This is a genomic window from Bacillus sp. ISL-78 (assembly GCF_018613455.1).
Lineage (GTDB): Bacteria > Bacillota > Bacilli > Bacillales > DSM-1321 > Peribacillus > Peribacillus frigoritolerans.
The window spans coordinates 423,910-443,131 of sequence record NZ_JAGGQC010000008.1 but is presented as its reverse complement, the minus strand read 5'-3'; the positions used below and the strand labels follow the sequence as shown (position 1 = coordinate 443,131).

The following is a 19,222-nucleotide window of genomic DNA, read 5'->3' as shown; positions in this document are numbered from 1 at the left end:
TAAGGAGTTCGCATAGAAAAGGAATGATTACCTAGAAAACATTTACTGTAATGAACATGAAAACTGGACATGAAAGTCATTATGTCTTCATTTTATTTGCTTGTACAAATTTGGACGTTGATTTCCACTTCAGGCACTCGCTTTCCGCGGGCGATCCGGGAGCCTCCTCGGCGCCTTTGCGCCTGCGGGGTCTCCCCTGGACTCGCTTTTCCCGCAGGAGTCTCGTACCTTCCGTTCCAATCAACTTTGTCTTACCTTTTAGATAGAACCTTTTGCCTGGAGTCATTTTTGTTTTAAAATAGAAGTATTAAAACTTGAGGTGATGAGGATGCTTTCTAAACATGATTCTATTCAGCGAGATCAACTTGAAATGATTACTTTAGATCAACTGGTGCCACCGAACCATTTGGTTCGCAAAATAGAGGCTGCCATTGACTTCACTTTCATTTATGACTTGGTGAAAGATATGTATTCAGAGAGAGGACGCCCAAGTATAGATCCCATTATTTTAGTTAAACTGACTTTCATTCAATATACCTTCGGTATTCGTTCCATGCGTAAAACGATTGAAGAAGTTGAAACCAATATGGCTTACCGTTGGTTCTTAGGCTATGGTTTCCATGATAAAGTACCTCCTACTCCACATTCGGGAAAAATTATGAGCGACGCTTTAAAGATACAGACCTGTTTGAACAGATTTTCTATCGCATTTTAATGACAGCTGCTAATAAAAAGTTAATAAGTGCTGAACACGTTTTCGTGGATTCCACACATGTGAAGGCCAGTGCGAATAAGCGGAAATTTGAAAAGAAAATCGTTCGTAAAGAAACACGAGCGTATCAAGGACGTCTTCAAGAAGAAATCAATCAAGATCGTGAAAACCATGGAAAAAAGCCTTTTCCACCAGATAAATTTGATAAAGAAGAGACCAAAGAGATTAAAGAAAGTACAACGGATTCTGAGAGTGGCTACTATGTGAAAGATGAACGAACAAAACAGTTTGCCTATTCATTCCGCGCGGCCGCAGACCGTAACGGTTTTGTATTGGGAACGATTGTAACACCTGGAAATATACATGACAGCCAGATCTTAGAGCCACTAGTTGAACAAGTGATTGAGAAAGTTGGAAAACCGGAAGCCGTTGCCGCAGATGCAGCTTATAAAACACCAGCGATTACAAGCTACCTATTTAACAAAGAAATCATACCGGCTTTACCTTATATACGTCCTCGCACTAAAGAAGGATTTTTCCGCAAACAGGACTATGTATACGATGAACATTTTGATTGTTACCTTTGCCCTTCGGGCGAGCTATTAAAGTACTCAACAACAAATAAAGAGGGCTATCGCGAGTATAAATCCCCCAAACACATCTGTGCAACATGCTCATTTTTATCACGGTGTACAGAAAGCAAAGACGGTCAAAAAGTGGTGACACGGCATATCTGGCAAACACATGTGGAAGAAGCAGACCATCTGCGTCATCATCAAGATGTAAAACCTATATATGCGAAGCGTAAAGAAACGATTGAGCGTGTATTCGCCGATGCAAAAGAAAAGCATGGTATGCGTTGGACTACTTTAAGGGGACTTAAAAAATTGTCGATGCAGGCGATGCTTACTTTCGCTGCCATTAATTTAAAGAAGATGGCCAATTGGATGTGGCGAGGTCCAAAAATGGCCTAACATAGTGGCTCGAAGAGCCCAATCTCTTAACTCTAGGCAAAAATTTAAAGGGAATTTCAAAAGGGGTTCAGAATTTTTTTATTCCGAACCCCTTTTGTCTACAAACTGAAACCCTCTTATCAAAGAGGGTTTTTTATTGAATATAAGGATTAAGATTCCAAGGCTTCTTTACGCTTTCTTTTCCTTGATTCAGTTATAAGATCATAACCGAGATAAAGGATGATGGCTCCGCCTAACAATTTAACATATAACGGAATGTCCGCTACAAAGAAATAAATCATAGAGAATAATGTCCCTATAATGCATAACCAAAAAATTACATGTTTTAAAATCTTCAAAGTATTGACTCCTCACAAAAGATGAGATTAATTTCTAGTTCGCTCCACTTCAAGGGAGAATTAATTATCCGTACCATCATTCTAACATGTATTTCTTATATTAAAAGTGACTCATAATGCGAAATTATGAACATTTAAGCAACTTTTCTCAAAAGTAGGTCACGCCAAACAATTCCTGGAATACCTTTAAGCTATTTCTTGTTATTTTGCCATTTCATTACAACAAAAAAAGGAAAAATAAAACAAATAGGCATGAAATGAAGCGAGGGTATCCCAGCACTGCATTTCATGCATGTAGTTCACAAGACGTTCATTTTATTGGATTCTTCGACCATTTCTTCAGTTGGTTCCAAATGATCATGTTTATAATAAGCTATTTTCACTGGAACGAATGATAAGGCAACCGCAGCAATGAGACCCGGAATGGCGAAGGCAATAAAATTCAATTGGATGGGCAGCGAGATGGATAATAAAAATCCGCCGAGTATAGGCCCAAGCATACCGCCTATCCTTCCGATACCAGATGCCACCCCTAGTGCAGTCGATCTAATATTTGGCGGATAGTACTGGGAAACATAGGCTTGTACAAGGTTTTGGGCACCAATGGTACAGGCTCCTGCAATCGCTACCAATGTGTAAATCACAAATGAGCTTCCCCCCATTCCCAATAGCGTCAAACTTACAGCACCAAGCGCATACATCGGCACAAGCATTTTCTTGGAACCATAACGATCACAAAGTTTAGCGATGATAAGCGTGCCTACGATTGCGCCGCCTTGAAGGACGATCAAGAAACCTAAGCTTGAATTCAGAGCATACCCTGCCTCGATCATTAGCTTCGGAAGCCATGTATTCAACCCATATACCATCAACAAGCACATGAAAAAGGCGATCCAGAACATTAAAGTACTAAGAGCACGGGAATCCTTAAACAATCCAACAATCGGCATATCGGCTTCTGTTTTTTTCACTTCCACAAGTTCGTCCTTGATATCGAATTTACTTTCCGGACTTACCTTGGATAATATTCTGATCAGTTCTTCCTTTTTGTTAATTCTGATCAGATGGGTCGAAGCCTCTGGTAAACGTTTCATCATGAAGGGTAAAAATACCAAGGGTATTCCGGCAAACCAGAATATTGATTCCCAACCAAGTGTCGGCATAACCAGGATGCCCAGTATCGGCGCAAGCATCCCTCCGAATGAGTAACCGCACAAAACGATTGAAACGACCATGCTCCTCATCGTTTTCGGTGCATAATCCGTCAATAAGGCAATGACGTTCGGCATGATGCCCCCAAGCCCTAATCCCGCCAGGAATCGGAAAGTCGAAAACATCGTAGGCGTATCCGCAAATCCACATAAAAGCGTAAATAAACTAAATAAAATAAGTGTAATCGCGATTACGTTTTTTCTGCCAATCCGATCTGCTAATGTACCAAAGAAGATGGCCCCGAACAACATTCCAAATAGACCGTAGCTGCCCATAGCCCCTGCTTCCACGGAAGAAAGGTTCCATTCCTCGGTCAATAAGGGGACAACTGTTCCATAAACGACAAGGTCATAGCCGTCAAAAAGGATAATGATAAAACACCATGCCAGCAATCCGAAATGAAAGCGGTTAAATTTACTGTTGCTAATTACCTCGGTCGTATTAATTTTAGCCATAAAATTTTTCTCCTCTCTAGGTGCTGCAGTAATTTCATCCGAATGATAGCGCTTACTAAATACTCCAAAAAATATTTGACTCCATTTTTTATACAAATAGTGAACTAAGTTATCTAATTGTTATTATAAATGCTAATTATCTGATATTTCAATAAAAACTTTCACATATTATTCATAATTCGTGAAAACTTCACATAACCAGGTTATTTACTTGGTATTTGCGATTTCTGATAACTTCCTTTTTCATCCGCCCTTCAACGTTCCAAACCGTAAAACACAAAAAAACCAGTCCCTTAACGGAACTGGTTTCTAATTATTAATGTAGTAAGCCGCCATTGCCGTATTCAAGTAAGAAAGTTTTAAACCACCACTCCTCAAAGTGGGTGTTTGCAGAAGCATTCCTGTTGTCCAAGTCAGTGACGAGGCATAACATTCCTGTTTCAATATAAAACTCCCTATTACAGCTTAAAGGTTAAAACTTAATTATCATTACGAACAACGCAGCTTGTATAGTTATAATACCGAAATATCTTCAAACTTGCAAGTTTAATCATTCCCATGCAACAAAAAATTTTATCCGAACTTTAAGCTGTGTAGCCATGCCCAATACGTCAAATGGCACTCTGAATTCACTATCCGTCCCCAGCTTTCATTGATATCTTTTTAAGGAATATCATACTTGGGGAAGTAAATACTTTAAGATAGAGTGTGCAAGATAAAATGGTGACGGAATTGAAAGTGTTTGCCTTGCGAAGATCATCGGATGTTTAACATTATAATTTATCCTAAATACCATTTGCAAATACATGGAAGGAGTCTATAATATTAACTAATAGATTTGATTGGAGTGACTGATTATGCTTTCAAACATTGGTTTTCCCGGTTTAATTTTAATCCTTCTTTTAGCTTTAATCGTTTTTGGACCGAACAAGCTGCCTCAAATTGGACGGGCAGTCGGCACCTCGCTTAGGGAATTTAAAGATGCAACCAAGGGAATAACAGAAGAAATACAAGAGGAATTCAAAGATGACGTACAAGCTGCAAAAAAAGAATCGTTAAAATGAAAAAGACGCCTGCACGCAGCAGGCGTCTTTGATGCGTTTGTGGCGCAGAACCGTCAGGCCACATCCCGACGTTTAGCTAAAAGCTTGTTCTTCGACTTACACAAATTAGCTCATCGCTTTATTAATATAACATTAAACTTATATTTTATCAAGTGATTTATTGAGCAGCCCGTTAACGGCACCCATCGGGAAGTGATTTTAATCCCTTTTATAGTTTGTTCATATTCTATAGACCGCTTTGGGGGTTTTTAAAATATTCTATCGAGTTGTTTATTAAAATATAAACGAGCCCATAAAGCTGTTCTGTAAAACCATTCAACTTCATTACAAGTTCATCGTCAATTGAGTCAATTGGTCCGAGGAAACGGCCACTTGATTGAACGCTTCATTAATTTCATCGAATATTTCATTCAGCTCTGTCATTTCCTTGGTGATCTTAATATTCTGCTCTTTTACAGAAAGCATGGCCTTTGCTATATCAGTAAAAAATATGCCCGTTTCTTTTCCTTGTTTCGTACCTTTAGTAATTTCCCCGCTAACCATGGAAATTGACGTGTTCATGACGTTGGTAAAATGAGCGATTCCATTAACCAATTTCACTACTTCAGATACCGAGTCCTTGGTATTTTCCGATAGCTTCCTTACCTCACCAGCCACAACCGCAAATCCTTTACCATTTTCACCAGCTCTTGCCGCTTCGATCGCTGCGTTCAACGCCAACAAATTCGTTTGCTCGGCAATTGAAGTGATGATCGTGACAATTCGTTCAATTTCCTTTGAAGTATTGGAAAGCTGCTCCATATCTTTTGAAATGCTCGTCATTTGCTCCTGCGTTTTCACCAATCTTTTCTCTAATCCCTGTAACAGTTCGACTCCCTCATTTGACTTCCCCTCTGCATGTATGGCAATCTCGGACCCCTTTTGAGTGAAATCATGAATTTCCCCTACCTTATTTGCCATTAATTGAGTTGCTGAACTGGTCTCTTGACTGATTGCTGCCAGTTCCTCTGCATTATGATTGACCTGTAGTTTAATCGTCTCTTTTTCTGCTAAGTTTTTTTGGCGAATCTTCTCATTCTCAAGTTCATATGCCTCTAAAACTATTTGCTGCTCCAGATTAAAAATTTTAGTGACAGCCAGGATGTTATCTTGATATTGCTCAATATTTTTTATGTTGGAAATCACATGAATGATCAATGATTGCAATAAATCCTGAAATGCACTCATATACCATTTTGGCTGAAGTCCAATTCGCACATGTACTTGTGCGATAATATAACGCTGTTTAATATACGCATCATCGATGGTTCCGCTAAACATTTCGAACATATGACGATGCAGTGTCTTTTTCAACCTATCAACAGAACCATTGTCCTTAATGATTTTCACTAAAGAGGGTTCATTTTCTAGATTTTTATAAAAATTCCCTACAATTTGTGTCAAATGTTCCTTCACTTGTTCCTGTAAAGAACGAATTATGCACAAATCCTCGATGGTCAAATGAATCATGTCCACTTGATTCAATACGCTCGGATATTCCCTGATATTGATACCGACGTGTTCTTTATATTGCATATAGTCTATAGAATCTATCTTCTGTTTATTTCTCCATATTCTTTTCATGATTAAATTGCACCCCAATTTCTTAGTCCATATATACTATTTCGACATAAAGTCTGTTTATCTTAATTCACTTTGAGAAATTTTCTTCTTTCACACAATACTTATGAACTATTTATGTCCAAACAAAAAAAAGACACTCCAAAGAATGTCTCAGACCGTATACTTCTTTTCGGAGAGTATAGAAGATGAACGTTGATTTCCACTTCAGGCACCCGCTTTCCTCTCGCGGTCCGTGGAGCCTCCTCGGCGCTCTTGGCTCCTGTGGGGTCTCCAGGATTCTCGTACCTTCCGTTCCAATCAAACTGGAATATATTTTTAAGAAAAACTGTAGGCTTTACATATTTCGAACTCTTGAATAAGACTAGTTTATATTTTTTGTTTTTTTACATCTCTACGAAACCCTCACAAGATTTAAGAAATTCACGCCATCCAGATTAAAAACCTTATCCATGTATGACTCCCTAGCTGAATCATCAAGAATACACAAAAAACGATTGCCAGGCCAGGAACGAGCGGTACTGCCGGACAATAAAAAGCTCGCTTCATATCCGGTCTTGTTTTACGTAAAACGATGACCGCTACGGAAATCACTTTAATAACGACCATTATATTATTGATTCTGGTCGTTTGTTTCGTACCTACGGAAATCAAAAAGGTAATCGCCATGACGATCAAAAAGGCCGGCAAGTTCATATAAGTCGTGACTCCTTCAATCGAACCCGGTGCTGCCGTCAATTCTTTCGGAAAGTTAATTCCGAATCCACTTAAAAATGATTGGAAATAGCCCGACCACCCGGCCGATACCGCACTAACAGTCAATAAGTAATCAGAAATCAAATCCCATCCGATTATCCAAGCGGCGAATTCACCTAAAGTTGCATAAGCATACGTATAAGTCGAACCGGATACCGGCACGGAAGCTGCAAATTCCGCATTAGAAAGTGCAGCGAATAAACAGGCAAGCCCAGCAATGACGAAAGATTGAAAGTACAGAGCCAGCATTCACTGCACCAGTACCTGTTAATACAAATATGCCTGTCCCAATAATCGCTCCAATTCCTAGCATCGTTAAATCCCAAGCCCCTAGTTCCCGTTTCAATCCCTTACCGCCCTGCGTTTTTCAACAAGTCCTCAATGGACTTCTTCCTAAAAATACTCATGTACTTTCCTCCGTAAATTTTATAAACTATTCCGAAAACTACAGACAAATAAATTCACTTACCATTTATATCGAAGGAATTTCGACAAATTTCTACTTTTACTGAATTTTCCGACTTTCAAATTATACACATTACCCCTTCCTCCGTCAATGATTTATTATTGTAAAATTCTGTTTTTTTGAATTTCCTTTGGAAGGTAAGTCCTAATATTCAACAGGAGTCTCAATATTTAACGAAGAAGGATTAACAATTCATTATTTTAATATCATTAAAGTGAGCTATTGGAGTATTTCGATTAATTTTTCTTGTAAAAGTTCTAATTAATCCAATATTGGATCATTCTTTATTTTTGTATATGTATTATTAAGAAATAATACTCCAATATTATTCTGATCATTCATGCACCAATAGTTTGACGGAATCAAAGTACATCACTATACTTATTAAGTCTTAAAAAAAGTACGGGAATTATGCTTAATAATTGAAGAAGGTGACATTCATGGATTTTGCAATTACCTATCTGTCTTTTTATTTAATCCAAGTCGAAGGAAAAGGCGATCAGGCTGATAAGCGTTTTAAACATTTCCAAACTCTTGATACAGAAGAATACGAAGAAAGTCCTCTAAAGGATTTTTTGGATGGGGAATTGATGAAGATTTCCAAACGGAAAGTCGACCGTCATCCAAAAACTGAACAAATACCGACAAAAATTGGTTCTTTTATTGTTGAAGAAGGACATGCACTTGATTCCAACCCTAATTACAATGTATTTAACCGTGTTCGATATGCAAAAACAAAACAAGAATTCCAAGAGGAAAATGAACAATTCACGCGGTCTTATATTGATACAAGTGCCGTCCGTGGAGGTGTCTTCATAATCGCATCGGCAAAATTAACGAAATATCTTGATGAACCGTTCGTTTTCCTATTAAAATGTGATTTCGAGCCGAAAGTTGCTTCCATTTCAGATGAACGGACCTTGATTAGGCACGTTGAAATGGCTATCACCACTAAAAATATGAAATCCATCCAATACCCCTACATGCCCGAAGAAGGTATGGTCGAAGAAGGCGAACTGAAGATCCACCAGGCCTCACATGCCCGCTACTTCGAGGACTTCTTGAAATTCGTCGAATATGGCGAATCGATGCCGGAAATCATGAAAAACCAGGTCATCCATATGGTCCATGAACATGTATCCGCACAATTCGAAGAAAACAGTGACGAACTGCAGAAGTTCGAACAGGACCTGGAAATCTGGGAAACGAGCGATAAGCGGGAAATCCAGGAACGCCTTGAAACCCATCAGGTCGTCGAAGCCACAGCCCAGATTGTCGAGCATACACCTGAGGCCGAACTGCGAATGAAGCTTGGCAGTACATCCATCAAAGGAATGTTAGCCGATTTTGGCGAAAGCATCCATTTAGGAAAGATTAATGGGAAGTATGTATTGATGATAGAATCGAATACAATAGAGTTCGATAAAGGCGTTTCGCCGATTGAGTTTCATAAGCCGGATGATTTGATGGAGATTGTGGAGCGGATTAGTAGGAAAAGTGTTGGGGAGTAAACAGGGAATGGTTATGATTTGTGATCATTGTTGTGATCATTAAAACTGTGCCATATAAGGGTATGTGATCGTTTGTGTGATCAAATTTGTGATCAAATTTATGCTCTAAAACATGTTAATAAGGGTTTCCTTTAATAAGTACAATTAGAATATTGAATCAAAAAGACAGTGAGCGAATCTTTGCTCACTGTCTTTTCGTTAATGACTAAACATTAGGTTATTTGATACACATCCTGCACGTCATCTTCGATTTCACGCTTTCGATCATTAACTCTTGGCATGACTGTATAATGAGATACTATAATTTAGATTTTCTATATCCAGCAGATCTGGCTTCAGCTTCTGTACAGAATGTTTCTTCAGGTTCAGTCTTATCATAAAACTGACCTGAAGGCACATGGTAAATCTTATCGCCTGAACTTGAAATATTACCTCGAATGTTTAAACATGCTTGTTCTTCTTTTTCCTGTTTAGCCTTCTCAGCCTCTTCTCTCTCAGCTTTTTCTTGTTCTTCTTCTTCCTGTTTAGCCTTCTCAGCCTCTTCTCTCTCAGCTTTTTCTTTTTCCGCTTTTTCCTGTTTCGCCTTCTCTACCTCTTCTCTCTCAGCTTTTTCTTTTTCCACTTGTTTTTTATTATCTATATCTACCTGTTCAGTTTTCTCTTTTTCTTTATCATCATCTTCTTCATTATCATTAAACATTGCTGAACAGCTACCTAAAATAATAATTATAATAAAAATTAAACAACCACAGCCAAAACACCCTCCTTTCTTTTTCTTTTCTTCTTCGTTCTGTGAATTTGACATATTATGTATCTCCTTAACAATTGATAAAATGCTATAAAATTATATCACTGAAATTCAAAAAACGGTTATTCTATATTAGAATTCCAATTATTTATTTTAATAAAGGTACTCTATATGATGAATGAGCTTTTCTTAGGAAGATTGAACAATGAATGAATTGCTTCTCAATATTGGTTAAGCAATTTAGTTTTTCACCATACATAATAGATGGTTAATTCAGTACCCGTTTGTTTATAAATGTCAACCGCACTTACTTTAATTATCTGTATTTCCTCCATAATTTGGATTATATGTATATTATAACAAGATCTTTGTACTTATTGCTTTGAATGTTTCCTTGGTCTGCCCTCTCTAAAGTCGTAGAAATAGACTGTGGAGATATGAAGGATTATCAAAGAAGGCACTTTCCAAAGAGTGCTAAAGTTGGAGACATTCTAATTATAGAGGGTGATAAAATTACTATTTCTAAAGAAGGCACTAAAAAGTTGAAGGAAGAATTTGAGACCTAAAGTGTGTGGTTTTTGAGGATTGATCAAAGGTTTGCCCTGTTCTCATGAGCAAGTGCTTTTTTAGTATTCACCTTAATAGGGTAGTTAAAACGACCTCTCGAATGTTTGGATTATATTATCTAAATTTTAATAAAGAATCATTCTAGCCAAATACAGCCTACGGAATTATCCGTAAGCTGTATCCCTTAATTCACTTTTGAAACACTAAAAATCATACCAGCATCTTGATCGTATTTTAAATTATAACGAATCGTATTTTTCTCTACTTTCGTTTCATTCTTTTGATATTTATAGCTTTCATCAAACAAACGTAAATCCTTTAAGACTTGCCCTACATCTTTTTGACTTAAATCGGGATTTGTCATACCAATTAACAACCCCATTGAAAGTACAATATCTGTCCCTTCTCCTTGACCGACCATAATTAGCTCATGAACTGCACCATTATCATCAATATTTTCAATTAATGTGACATCATCATTTAATTTTGAGGTAATGGTTTCATCTTCTTTACTTACATTCTCTAAAGAATAAGGCAATTTCAACTCTTTTACTTCCTTATTGAATGCTACTAAAAATTCCTTTTGATTATTGTAAAGTGGTAGCGTTGTGGTCATAAAAGCTATGATTGGAAAGACAAAATATGCAGTTGCTATCAATGTTGCTACAATGCGTTTAACTTTGGTGAATCTTCCCTGTCTCCACATAAGAAGTAATCCAACAGGAGGAAAAACGATTAGCCAGAACCACATAAACCAAGCTTTTTGAAAAATCGGGGTTCTCCGTTTTAAATTTGTCTCAGGCTGCATCTTTTTTACCCCCTTTAAATAATTCTTTGATGTTAACATTAAAAATAAAGTTCATCGCATCTGTTGCCTCTTCTTCTAAGGAAGATTCAAGAAAATTCACTACGTTTTCACTATAAGGAGTCTCATTTTCTTCTTCCATTATATGATTAAAGAGAGACTTTCCTTCGAAATCTGTCGTATTAATATCAAAGCTTTCTTGTATTATCTGTTCATCTTTTATTTGCTGAAGTGTTGTTTGGTATTGAGCCTTTACTTTTGGAATATCTACAATTTTGACCAATAACTTGTAAAATTTATTAGCCTGTTTATATTGCTTTTTTTGATAAGCTGCCTCTGCATCATTAATTAAAGCTTCAACCGTTTCATTATAAAAAGATTTGATTTCTTTTGTGTCTTTTATTTTCTGTGCCTCTTGGATGAATGTTAAAGTTTCTTCATAATTTTTTTCATCCCTTGAAGTTGTAGCCTTGGATAGTATCGATACTACTTCTTCATTTTCCTTGATTTGTTCAAGCAGTGCTTTTGCCTTTTGTTTAATTTGGTCACTAGAACGTTGGTAATCTTGGATATAAGCCAAATGGTCCTTAGAAGTTGAATTATCCTCTTTTCTAAATGAAGTTTCTGCCAATTCATAAATAGCTGAAACGGATTTTTGAACCAGAGTGTCTGTCCTACTATCATTTTTTTTCAATTCATAAATCTTTTCAAGTTCGATAATAGCAGCTTGGTAATCGGCGCTGTTATATAAATCAGTGGCAGTATTGTAATGCTCATTGGCTCGCACCTGTTTTTCATCTACTTTTGGTGCTGGTGCTGGAGTTGAAGGAGCAGATTCCGTTGAATTGCTACTAGATGAACCTGAACTCGAACTTGAATCCGAACTACTGCTTCCTCCGCTACTACTACCACCTCCATTATGATAGTGATACCCTGAACAAAGACCTTTAGCTATAGATTTCTCTGAGCAATTATGACCACCATTGCTATCTGTTCTGCCAGAGTGGGCGCTTACTGTTGAGGGTAATAAAAGAAATAAGCAACATAAACTGCTTATAAACAGTTGAAAATGTTTCCTCATGAAATCTCCTCCTTAAAATAGAAAACTAGACATCCGTACTTTTACCTTGTGTCGAATATCCTGGTTTTTGTGAAATATATGTAATTCAATTTACATATTTCCTATTATAACAAATAATAGAATAATAGATACTTACAAAAAGGGAGGAATTCATATGGGATTACGGTTTCGAAAAAGCTTTAAGATTGCCCCAGGGGTTCGTCTAAATGTCAGTAACAAAAATACAGGTCTTAGCTTTGGTGGAAAAGGATTAAGGTACAGTATCAACAGTAATGGGAGAAGAACAAGTAGTGTTGGAATCCCAGGGACAGGTCTTTCCTATGTTTCTACTTCGGATAAGTCTTATAAATCGAAAGCTTATCAAACACAGAGGAATTTACAGACTCAACAAAAACAATTACGTAGTGAACAAGAAAAAGAACTCGCAAAATATGAAGTCGATGTATTTGAAAATCAATGTGAGCTTGTAAAGTCTATCCATAAAGAGTGTGACGATTATGTAGATTGGGCTAATATACAAAATAGCAATCCACCATATCAACTTGAAGAAACTGGGCCTAAAGAAATTGAAGCTATTCGAAATTACGAAAATTATAAACCTAAGTTTTTCGAATGGTTGTTTAAAAGAGAGGAAAAATCTTATAGTCAATTGTCTAAGCAAATTAAGAAAGCTAAAGTGGAAGACGAGAAGGCATATAAGGAATGGGAAGAACTTGTCGAGTTTGCTAAAAACGTCCTAGCTGGGGATATTGATACATATTTCAAAGTTATTGAAGAAATGAATCCCTTAGGAGACTTAAGTGAATTTGGCAGTGGTTTTGAGTTTTCGACAAACGGCCCATCTTATATGGAAGTCGAATTTGATGTTCACTCAAATAACGTCATACCTAGAGAAGAAAAGAAATTAACGAAGACAGGAAAGTTATCTATTAAGCAAATGACCAAAACTCGATACTTTGAGCTTCAACAAGATTATGTATGTAGTTGTATACTTCGAGTTGCAAGAGACTTATTTGCATTGCTCCCCATAAAAACTGTCATTATTCATGCGTATGATGATCAATTAAACACAGTAACTGGCCACGAAGAAAGAATATTAATCCTTTCTATCAAGATAGATAGAGAAATCTTAACTGGATTGAACTTTGAAAGCATTGATTGTTCCGGATCAATGAATAACTTTCCACATTATATGTTGTTTAGAAAAACAAAGGGCTTCGATTTAGTTGAAAAAATAACTATAAATGAATGATAGAACCAAAACTGGTGTACCTACACCTACTATGTAATAGTCCCTTAAATGTGGGGGCATATAATTTGGTAAATACCTCCCCTTAACGTATCATAAAAATAGTTGAAACATTACTTAACGAGAGCCACTATTCGGGGCTTCTATAAAAGAAAAACCATGCCCAGGTAATACCCGTTATATCTTATATTAACGTAAAGAAAGTCAAGTGATGATCACTTGACCTTTATTCCTTCAATTCTCCCCATGTGTACTTATCTGCATTATAACAATTTATATCAAGCTTGTTGGATTTCGTCGATCATTCGATTTTTCACCCGAAATCCTACTGTTCAAAAATATACGCAATAAACTAAGAAGCTCCTGAAATGTAACACTTATGGGAATAGACTCAATTTAAACTATAATAAACAAATTCATATATAGATTACACTATTTTTCAAAAATATTCCTTTTGTTCCACTTAAAATACACTTTATTTTTGGAATGAATCTGAATTTTAGTACTTGGTACTAATCCATACTTCAAATAATCTTCATTACAGATCACTGAAGATATGTGCAAACGTCCTTGTCCATCAAATGCAATTAACCCTTTATCATACAGAGCATCATGATTACAACAAAGCAGTACGCCATTGTATGGATCTAAACGTTCTTCATTTGTGCTATCTTTCCAAGGTTTCGAATGGCTCGCTCTTAGTAACTCAGGTAAATCAATACTGCATAATGCGCATTTATGATCCCACAATGGCGTAAGATACTTGCGAAACTTCTGTTGACCTAAACGAATTTTTGTTTTTACTTCTGATTCAGTTTCTGCAATAACTGGAACTAATGTATTTCGTTCTGTTCTTCTCACATTATCAATCGATAGCTCAAGTTGTTCCTGGTCTACTTGATATATATTTAAATCACTAATCAAATCTAGAAGTTTAATAGCCAGTTCCTCATTACAAGGATATAAATAGCCTTGATTGCCATCACCATTTTTTTGAAATGCCGAATACTTAATTGGGAGTAGTGGGAGAATTTCATTTAAACCAGCTCTAACATTTAATGGTACATCTAGCTCATGGTACTCTAATTTCACTAAATAGCCTTCATCGTTCCATTTGCTATGATTTTGCATATTAGAAGGTTTAGAAGCATTTTGATAATTATCCCGTGCAACGCTAATTGCAACAATTAAACCTTTTACATAATGAAAGAATCGATCCCCTTTTTTTACCTCTTCCATACGTTTCCAAGAGTGTGGTACATTTCCTCCTTTATCTTGTTGTGGCGACCAAATAATCCCTAGATCTTTTTCTTCCTGATAAGTGTGACCTTGCATAACAATAAAATTATTCAAATGCCTTCCCCCTAAACATAACCTATATACTCTATTTTACATTAAATATTCTATTAAAATAACACCTTCTACCTATTCGTCGGATAATAAAAACGTCAATAATAGCTTCCTGTCCGATGGCAAAACCTAAAAATACCACAAAAAAGGTTGATATATATCGGACACTCTTGATTATTTCTAACCAGAGATCCATAATATATCAACCATTTTCTCAATGTGACGTCCAGGAGAGATTCGAACTCCCGACCGACGCCTTAGAAGGGCGTTGCTCTAATCCAGCTGAGCTACTCTATATACCGTTGTTTTTCTTCCGTTCAGTATAACGGTCACTTTTCGAACTTAGACCGTCATCTTGTTTTCTATCTTCATCAAAAGAGTTAAGGATTGTAATACAAAGTAATAAATAAAGCTTTGTCTTCAATAATACCTATTCCACCACATTTTTGTATGTATTAATGCCCCTTTAATTTGTTGAACCATTTCTCTTCCTCCTTATCAAACTTATCTACAGTAAACATTTTTCCAAATAGGCTTTTGCCCTTGTTTGAACTGTTATATTTAGGGTTGTACATGTCTATAAACTTGCCTTCTTGTACTCTTCTATAGGCATTATCATGCATACCCTCTATTGGAAAAACTTCAAAATAGTTAACTTCGTCAGCAAAATCTTTATCTCTAAGATGGTTGAAAAATCGCTTCTTAACGTCAGTTGACTCCCCTACGTACAGTGCTTCTCTTTCTGCATTAAAAAGAACATAGACACCAGTTATATTATCCTCCAAGTGACCGAAATAGAATCCCTTAACTAACTTAGTTTTGTTTTTCATATATTCTCTAAAATCATCCATACAAACCCCCCTCAATGAAGTACATGCCCACCTCTATCATTGCTATAATCTATGACCCTTTCGATCTTAAACTTATTATGAAGTTGCAAACACAAGGCATCAATTTTAATCTTTTTGGAAAAAATCCATGTTCCAGAAGAAAATAGGGTGACGCAATTTAACTTCATACTTCTACACTTCCATAACGGTATTATTCATTAGCTCTAATACTCTTCACCTTCAGCTGCCCTGTTTCCATTAGTACAAACTCAACCTCATTATCTTTATCTGATTTCATGTCAATAAATTGAAATCTAGTAGTTATAACACCTTTTTTTAAGTCGACAGGTGCAACAATATACATTTATCTAACTTCTGATAAGTCATGGTGATTACGATGCCATTGAAAGTATTTCGAGGTATTAGTGTTCCAATATGCACAATTTAAACCATTAATTTGGTCAAGATACAACCTTAAAGGAAGAGTAACAGCCTTCCCATTTACTGAAACTATCCCATTATCTACCGAAATATACCCTTTTTCAAATAGATCATCACACCCAAATTTACACATAGGCATTACTATATTTCTAAAATCGAGCTTTTCCTCATTTGAGCAGAACGATCTTTTCTTTATGTGAGCTGCAATCAAAAACGATATCGGATATTCCTTTCCACAAATACCACATCTACCAATCGTTTTATTTCCAAAGAGCGCTTTTCTTAGAAAACCCTGTTCAGCCCTACTCTTGGTTTTACCCTCAATGTCTAGAGTATCTATATTAAAACTTTTAATAATTTCCCTGTATTCTTCCTCACTAACTGGTTGGACAACAGTTTCACTTTCTAAATCAAAGTAGCTTAATAAGGCGCTACTCTTATCCTCATCTAGAACTACAAAGCCTTGGACTTTGTAATTCTCTGAATAACCAACAATTTCATTAAACAGTGAGATTGGTACATCATGTTCTCTTAATTCATCAAGAAAATATATATATTCCCACGTTTCTCCCTTTGAATTAAATTCCCAAAGATGTTGAGCCAGGAGCTTATTATGTATTTTAAAAGTTACAAACCCATATGAGTACAGGACTTTATTGGCTGAAAAGAACGTAACATCGGCAGGTTGTATTTTACTCCATTTATTCGCATTGACGTTATTTACTCCAGCTGTTACTCCCCATGTCGGAACTAATCCACTTGGGTACAAATCTTTCAAGTGATTAAACTCTTCCGTGGAAATGAACGGTTTTATTCTTAATATATCTACAGGACGAACAAGAGTATCAATATAGTGTTCTCTCGCATCTTTATTTCCTGTAGGTTGAAGGATTACTCTACTCATTATGTACACTCCTATAACTCTGTGTATTTTGTTTTGACACCATAAGCTTTTTCAACAGGATACTTTTTTTTGTTTTTTTCAATTTTTCTATTCACAACCTCTTCTAAATCTAAATTCAAGTCATTTGCTAATAGCAAAGAATAGATAACCACATCTGCTAATTCATCTTTAATATTTTCTATATTATCACCTAAAGCCTCTTTGTTACTTTTCCATTGAAAATTTTCTAGTAACTCACTCGCTTCTAACGAAAGCGAGATCGCTAAATCCTTCGCATTATGGAACTGCTTCCAGTTTCTCTCATCTCTAAATTCAACAACAGCTGACATCAATTCATCTATACTCTTTTTCTTCACAACATTACCCCCTCTAAAAATTTTTTTAGACCAATTGTACTATAATAATACCAAAAAGCATTTACCTATAGTAAATGCTTTACCTAAATTAAGATTAGTTTCACCTAGAAAATCATATCTAGGTACAAAGTCGAGAACATATTGCTACCTCATAAAAACTTTCCTTAACCTTTCGGACAACAATTTTTCCTCTGGATTAATTGTTTCATTCTTTATTTCATTAAGTAAATAAACAAAATCTTCGTCCACTAAAGGGATAACTAAGCCTCTATGATCGTGATAAGTATCAGCACATCTTTCTAAAAACTTTTCCATATCATCTATCTTTCTACACACCAGTATTCCAAACTTCCCTCTGTTAGGAGAAAATCTACCAGAAAGCTGATCTAATTCTGGATTTGTTACTTCTGAAGAATAATTTTTTACTTCAACGAAGATAAATGGGCTTGGGATATCCTTGGTAGCATGCAACTGATGAAAAAAACCAGTATTAGCTGAGTTGTCAAAACTAATATCTATCCTCTTTCTTCCTTGGTGTATTTCTTGTTCAATTATAGGACGAGTAAGACTTGGATAAAAAATAAATTCCATTATTCCCAGTATATGTCTATGATATTCTCCTGCAAATTTTGCACCAGTGGGTATTCTATTCAATCTATCTATTGAAATATCTATGAATTCATTTACATCAAATGTATCATCCGTTTCTAGTTGATCATGGGTAAGAGGCTGTACCTCTCTCTTTGTTGAAGATCTAAAATTTTCAAATATATCTGGGTGTTTCTTGGTAAATTCTCTAAGGTAATCTTTCCTAAAGGTTTTCTCAGCTTCCGCAATATCTTTCTTTGAAACCCATACTTTTTCTGTTCCATTTTTAAGAGTTTTTCTCTGAACTAATGAAGAATTTATTCGAATATGTTCGTTCTGCAAAAAATTCAGAACAAAATGTTGACAATATCTTTCGGGTGTATATTTGTACGAATAGGTAACTATACTCTTTGGAACTAATATTATTTTTCTTCCTTCTACTACTAACATGTTAGTAAGAGTGTTATTCCATTTACGTATAGTAGAATCCCAGAAATATCCAGAAGGTACTTCTTTAGTTAAAGGAATACCGTGCAATTCACATTGAGATTGGGTATATTCAATAAGTTGTTTACGTAAAACATTTGTAATTAGGTCTGAAATCTTATCTTTTCCAACGTTATCAACAAAAATGACCATATCTTCTAAATGACCAACTAAACCGTGTTCAATCGCCTGACTGGATGTTATATTCTCAAATATTTCTACTGCTTCGTTTGTTCCGACACCTCTACCTCTCGGTTTTCCATCTGAAACACCTAAACATGTTTCATTTGGCTCACTAAGATTTACAAAAAGTTGTTTTGCTTCTACCCTCCTACCTGCCTTATATAAATCAATTACATTATGAAAAAAGCTCTGTATTGTACGGTGGGCATCTATTGACCATGGATCAACCTTTAAAGATAGTATATACGGATCTAAAAAGAGTGGTAAGTCTGCTTCAATATCAATATCAACGAAATCTAATTCTCTTTGACTTTTTTCTAAATTAAAAATTTCACTAATTTTCATTATGTATCCTCCATTCATCTCCTTTACTATTATACATTTCATGACATTATCTTGTAATACTTTCTATAAAAAGAGATTTTCCCTAAAAAATTGTCATAATATAGAAAATTATATAGTGTATAATAAGGATAATTATTCCACTTAAATTTCATAATAAAATCGATATTTCATTAATTAATAG

14 protein-coding genes, 1 other RNA gene and 4 pseudogenes are annotated in these 19,222 nt (G+C 35.8%); 5 read left to right on the top strand and 14 right to left on the bottom strand.

The window, feature by feature from the left end; all coding sequences use genetic code 11:
- Positions 1–328: 328 nt before the first annotated feature.
- Positions 329–1,686 (top strand): annotated as a pseudogene (locus J7I96_RS11935) (IS1182 family transposase).
- Positions 1,687–1,835: 149 nt separating this feature from the next.
- Here the strand turns inward: J7I96_RS11935 and J7I96_RS11930 are convergent.
- From J7I96_RS11930 to ssrS, 3 genes are all read right to left on the bottom strand, one after another.
- Positions 1,836–2,024 carry a hypothetical protein gene (locus J7I96_RS11930; protein ID WP_214768187.1) on the bottom strand — a complete coding sequence of 63 codons (189 nt, stop codon included), beginning with the start codon at positions 2,022–2,024 and terminating at the stop codon, positions 1,836–1,838.
- Positions 2,025–2,323: 299 nt separating this feature from the next.
- Positions 2,324–3,691, bottom strand: a complete 1,368-nt coding sequence (locus tag J7I96_RS11925) for an MFS transporter (protein ID WP_214768186.1) — start codon at positions 3,689–3,691, stop codon at positions 2,324–2,326.
- A 322-nt stretch (positions 3,692–4,013) separates the two neighbouring features.
- Positions 4,014–4,201, bottom strand: a non-coding RNA gene (gene ssrS, locus J7I96_RS11920) — 6S RNA.
- A gap of 347 nt (positions 4,202–4,548) precedes the next feature.
- Here ssrS and tatA point away from each other — a divergent pair.
- On the top strand, positions 4,549–4,755 hold the full coding sequence (gene tatA / locus J7I96_RS11915; RefSeq protein WP_214768185.1) for a twin-arginine translocase TatA/TatE family subunit: 207 nt from the start codon (positions 4,549–4,551) through the stop codon (positions 4,753–4,755).
- 324 nt (positions 4,756–5,079) lie between these two features.
- Here tatA and J7I96_RS28805 read toward each other — a convergent pair.
- From J7I96_RS28805 to J7I96_RS11905, 3 pseudogenes are all read right to left on the bottom strand, one after another.
- Positions 5,080–5,550, bottom strand: a pseudogene (locus J7I96_RS28805) (methyl-accepting chemotaxis protein); the annotation flags it as partial.
- A 288-nt stretch (positions 5,551–5,838) separates the two neighbouring features.
- Positions 5,839–6,330 (bottom strand): annotated as a pseudogene (locus tag J7I96_RS28800) (protoglobin domain-containing protein); the annotation flags it as partial.
- Between the two features lie 522 nt (positions 6,331–6,852).
- Positions 6,853–7,538: pseudogene (locus tag J7I96_RS11905) on the bottom strand (amino acid permease); the annotation flags it as partial.
- A 499-nt stretch (positions 7,539–8,037) separates the two neighbouring features.
- Here J7I96_RS11905 and J7I96_RS11900 point away from each other — a divergent pair.
- Complete coding sequence (locus tag J7I96_RS11900; RefSeq protein WP_214922803.1) at positions 8,038–9,108, top strand: DUF3900 domain-containing protein; 1,071 nt, start codon at positions 8,038–8,040, stop codon at positions 9,106–9,108.
- 298 nt (positions 9,109–9,406) lie between these two features.
- On the opposite strand, the gene J7I96_RS11895 is transcribed toward J7I96_RS11900, so the two are convergent.
- Positions 9,407–9,913, bottom strand: a complete 507-nt coding sequence (locus J7I96_RS11895; RefSeq protein ID WP_214922804.1) for a sunset domain-containing protein — start codon at positions 9,911–9,913, stop codon at positions 9,407–9,409.
- 329 nt (positions 9,914–10,242) lie between these two features.
- On the opposite strand from J7I96_RS11895, the gene J7I96_RS28795 reads away from it, so the two are divergent.
- Entirely contained in the window at positions 10,243–10,422 is a 180-nt protein-coding gene (locus J7I96_RS28795) for a DUF3006 domain-containing protein (protein WP_396020087.1), read from the top strand.
- Between the two features lie 185 nt (positions 10,423–10,607).
- On the opposite strand, the gene J7I96_RS11890 is transcribed toward J7I96_RS28795, so the two are convergent.
- Together J7I96_RS11890 and J7I96_RS28005 are read right to left on the bottom strand one after the other, a co-directional pair.
- The gene (locus tag J7I96_RS11890; protein WP_214922805.1) at positions 10,608–11,231 is read right to left on the bottom strand and encodes a hypothetical protein; all 624 of its coding nucleotides are present in this window, start codon (positions 11,229–11,231) and stop codon (positions 10,608–10,610) included.
- A complete protein-coding gene (locus tag J7I96_RS28005) occupies positions 11,221–12,309 on the bottom strand; it encodes a YHYH domain-containing protein (protein ID WP_251029149.1) in 1,089 nt (362 codons plus the stop codon). The genes J7I96_RS11890 and J7I96_RS28005 overlap by 11 nt, the downstream gene beginning before the upstream one ends.
- Positions 12,310–12,463: 154 nt before the next feature.
- Between J7I96_RS28005 and J7I96_RS11880 the strand changes: the two genes are divergently transcribed.
- Positions 12,464–13,561, top strand: a complete 1,098-nt coding sequence (locus tag J7I96_RS11880) for a DUF4236 domain-containing protein (RefSeq protein ID WP_214922806.1) — start codon at positions 12,464–12,466, stop codon at positions 13,559–13,561.
- A 429-nt stretch (positions 13,562–13,990) separates the two neighbouring features.
- On the opposite strand, the gene J7I96_RS11875 is transcribed toward J7I96_RS11880, so the two are convergent.
- The 5 genes from J7I96_RS11875 to J7I96_RS11855 all read right to left on the bottom strand — a co-directional run bounded on the left by J7I96_RS11875 (position 13,991) and on the right by J7I96_RS11855 (position 19,041).
- Positions 13,991–14,911 carry an HNH endonuclease gene (locus tag J7I96_RS11875; protein ID WP_214922808.1) on the bottom strand — a complete coding sequence of 307 codons (921 nt, stop codon included), beginning with the start codon at positions 14,909–14,911 and terminating at the stop codon, positions 13,991–13,993.
- A 452-nt stretch (positions 14,912–15,363) separates the two neighbouring features.
- Positions 15,364–15,759 (bottom strand): GIY-YIG nuclease family protein, encoded by a 396-nt coding sequence (locus J7I96_RS11870; RefSeq protein ID WP_214922810.1) that lies wholly within the window; start codon positions 15,757–15,759, stop codon positions 15,364–15,366.
- A gap of 343 nt (positions 15,760–16,102) precedes the next feature.
- Positions 16,103–17,083 (bottom strand): HNH endonuclease, encoded by a 981-nt coding sequence (locus tag J7I96_RS11865; protein ID WP_251029148.1) that lies wholly within the window; start codon positions 17,081–17,083, stop codon positions 16,103–16,105.
- An 11-nt stretch (positions 17,084–17,094) separates the two neighbouring features.
- Positions 17,095–17,412 carry a nucleotide pyrophosphohydrolase gene (locus J7I96_RS11860; protein ID WP_214922845.1) on the bottom strand — a complete coding sequence of 106 codons (318 nt, stop codon included), beginning with the start codon at positions 17,410–17,412 and terminating at the stop codon, positions 17,095–17,097.
- 171 nt (positions 17,413–17,583) lie between these two features.
- Positions 17,584–19,041, bottom strand: coding sequence for a hypothetical protein (locus J7I96_RS11855; protein WP_214922812.1), 1,458 nt, complete (start codon positions 19,039–19,041; stop codon positions 17,584–17,586).
- Between the last annotated feature and the right edge of the window lie 181 nt (positions 19,042–19,222).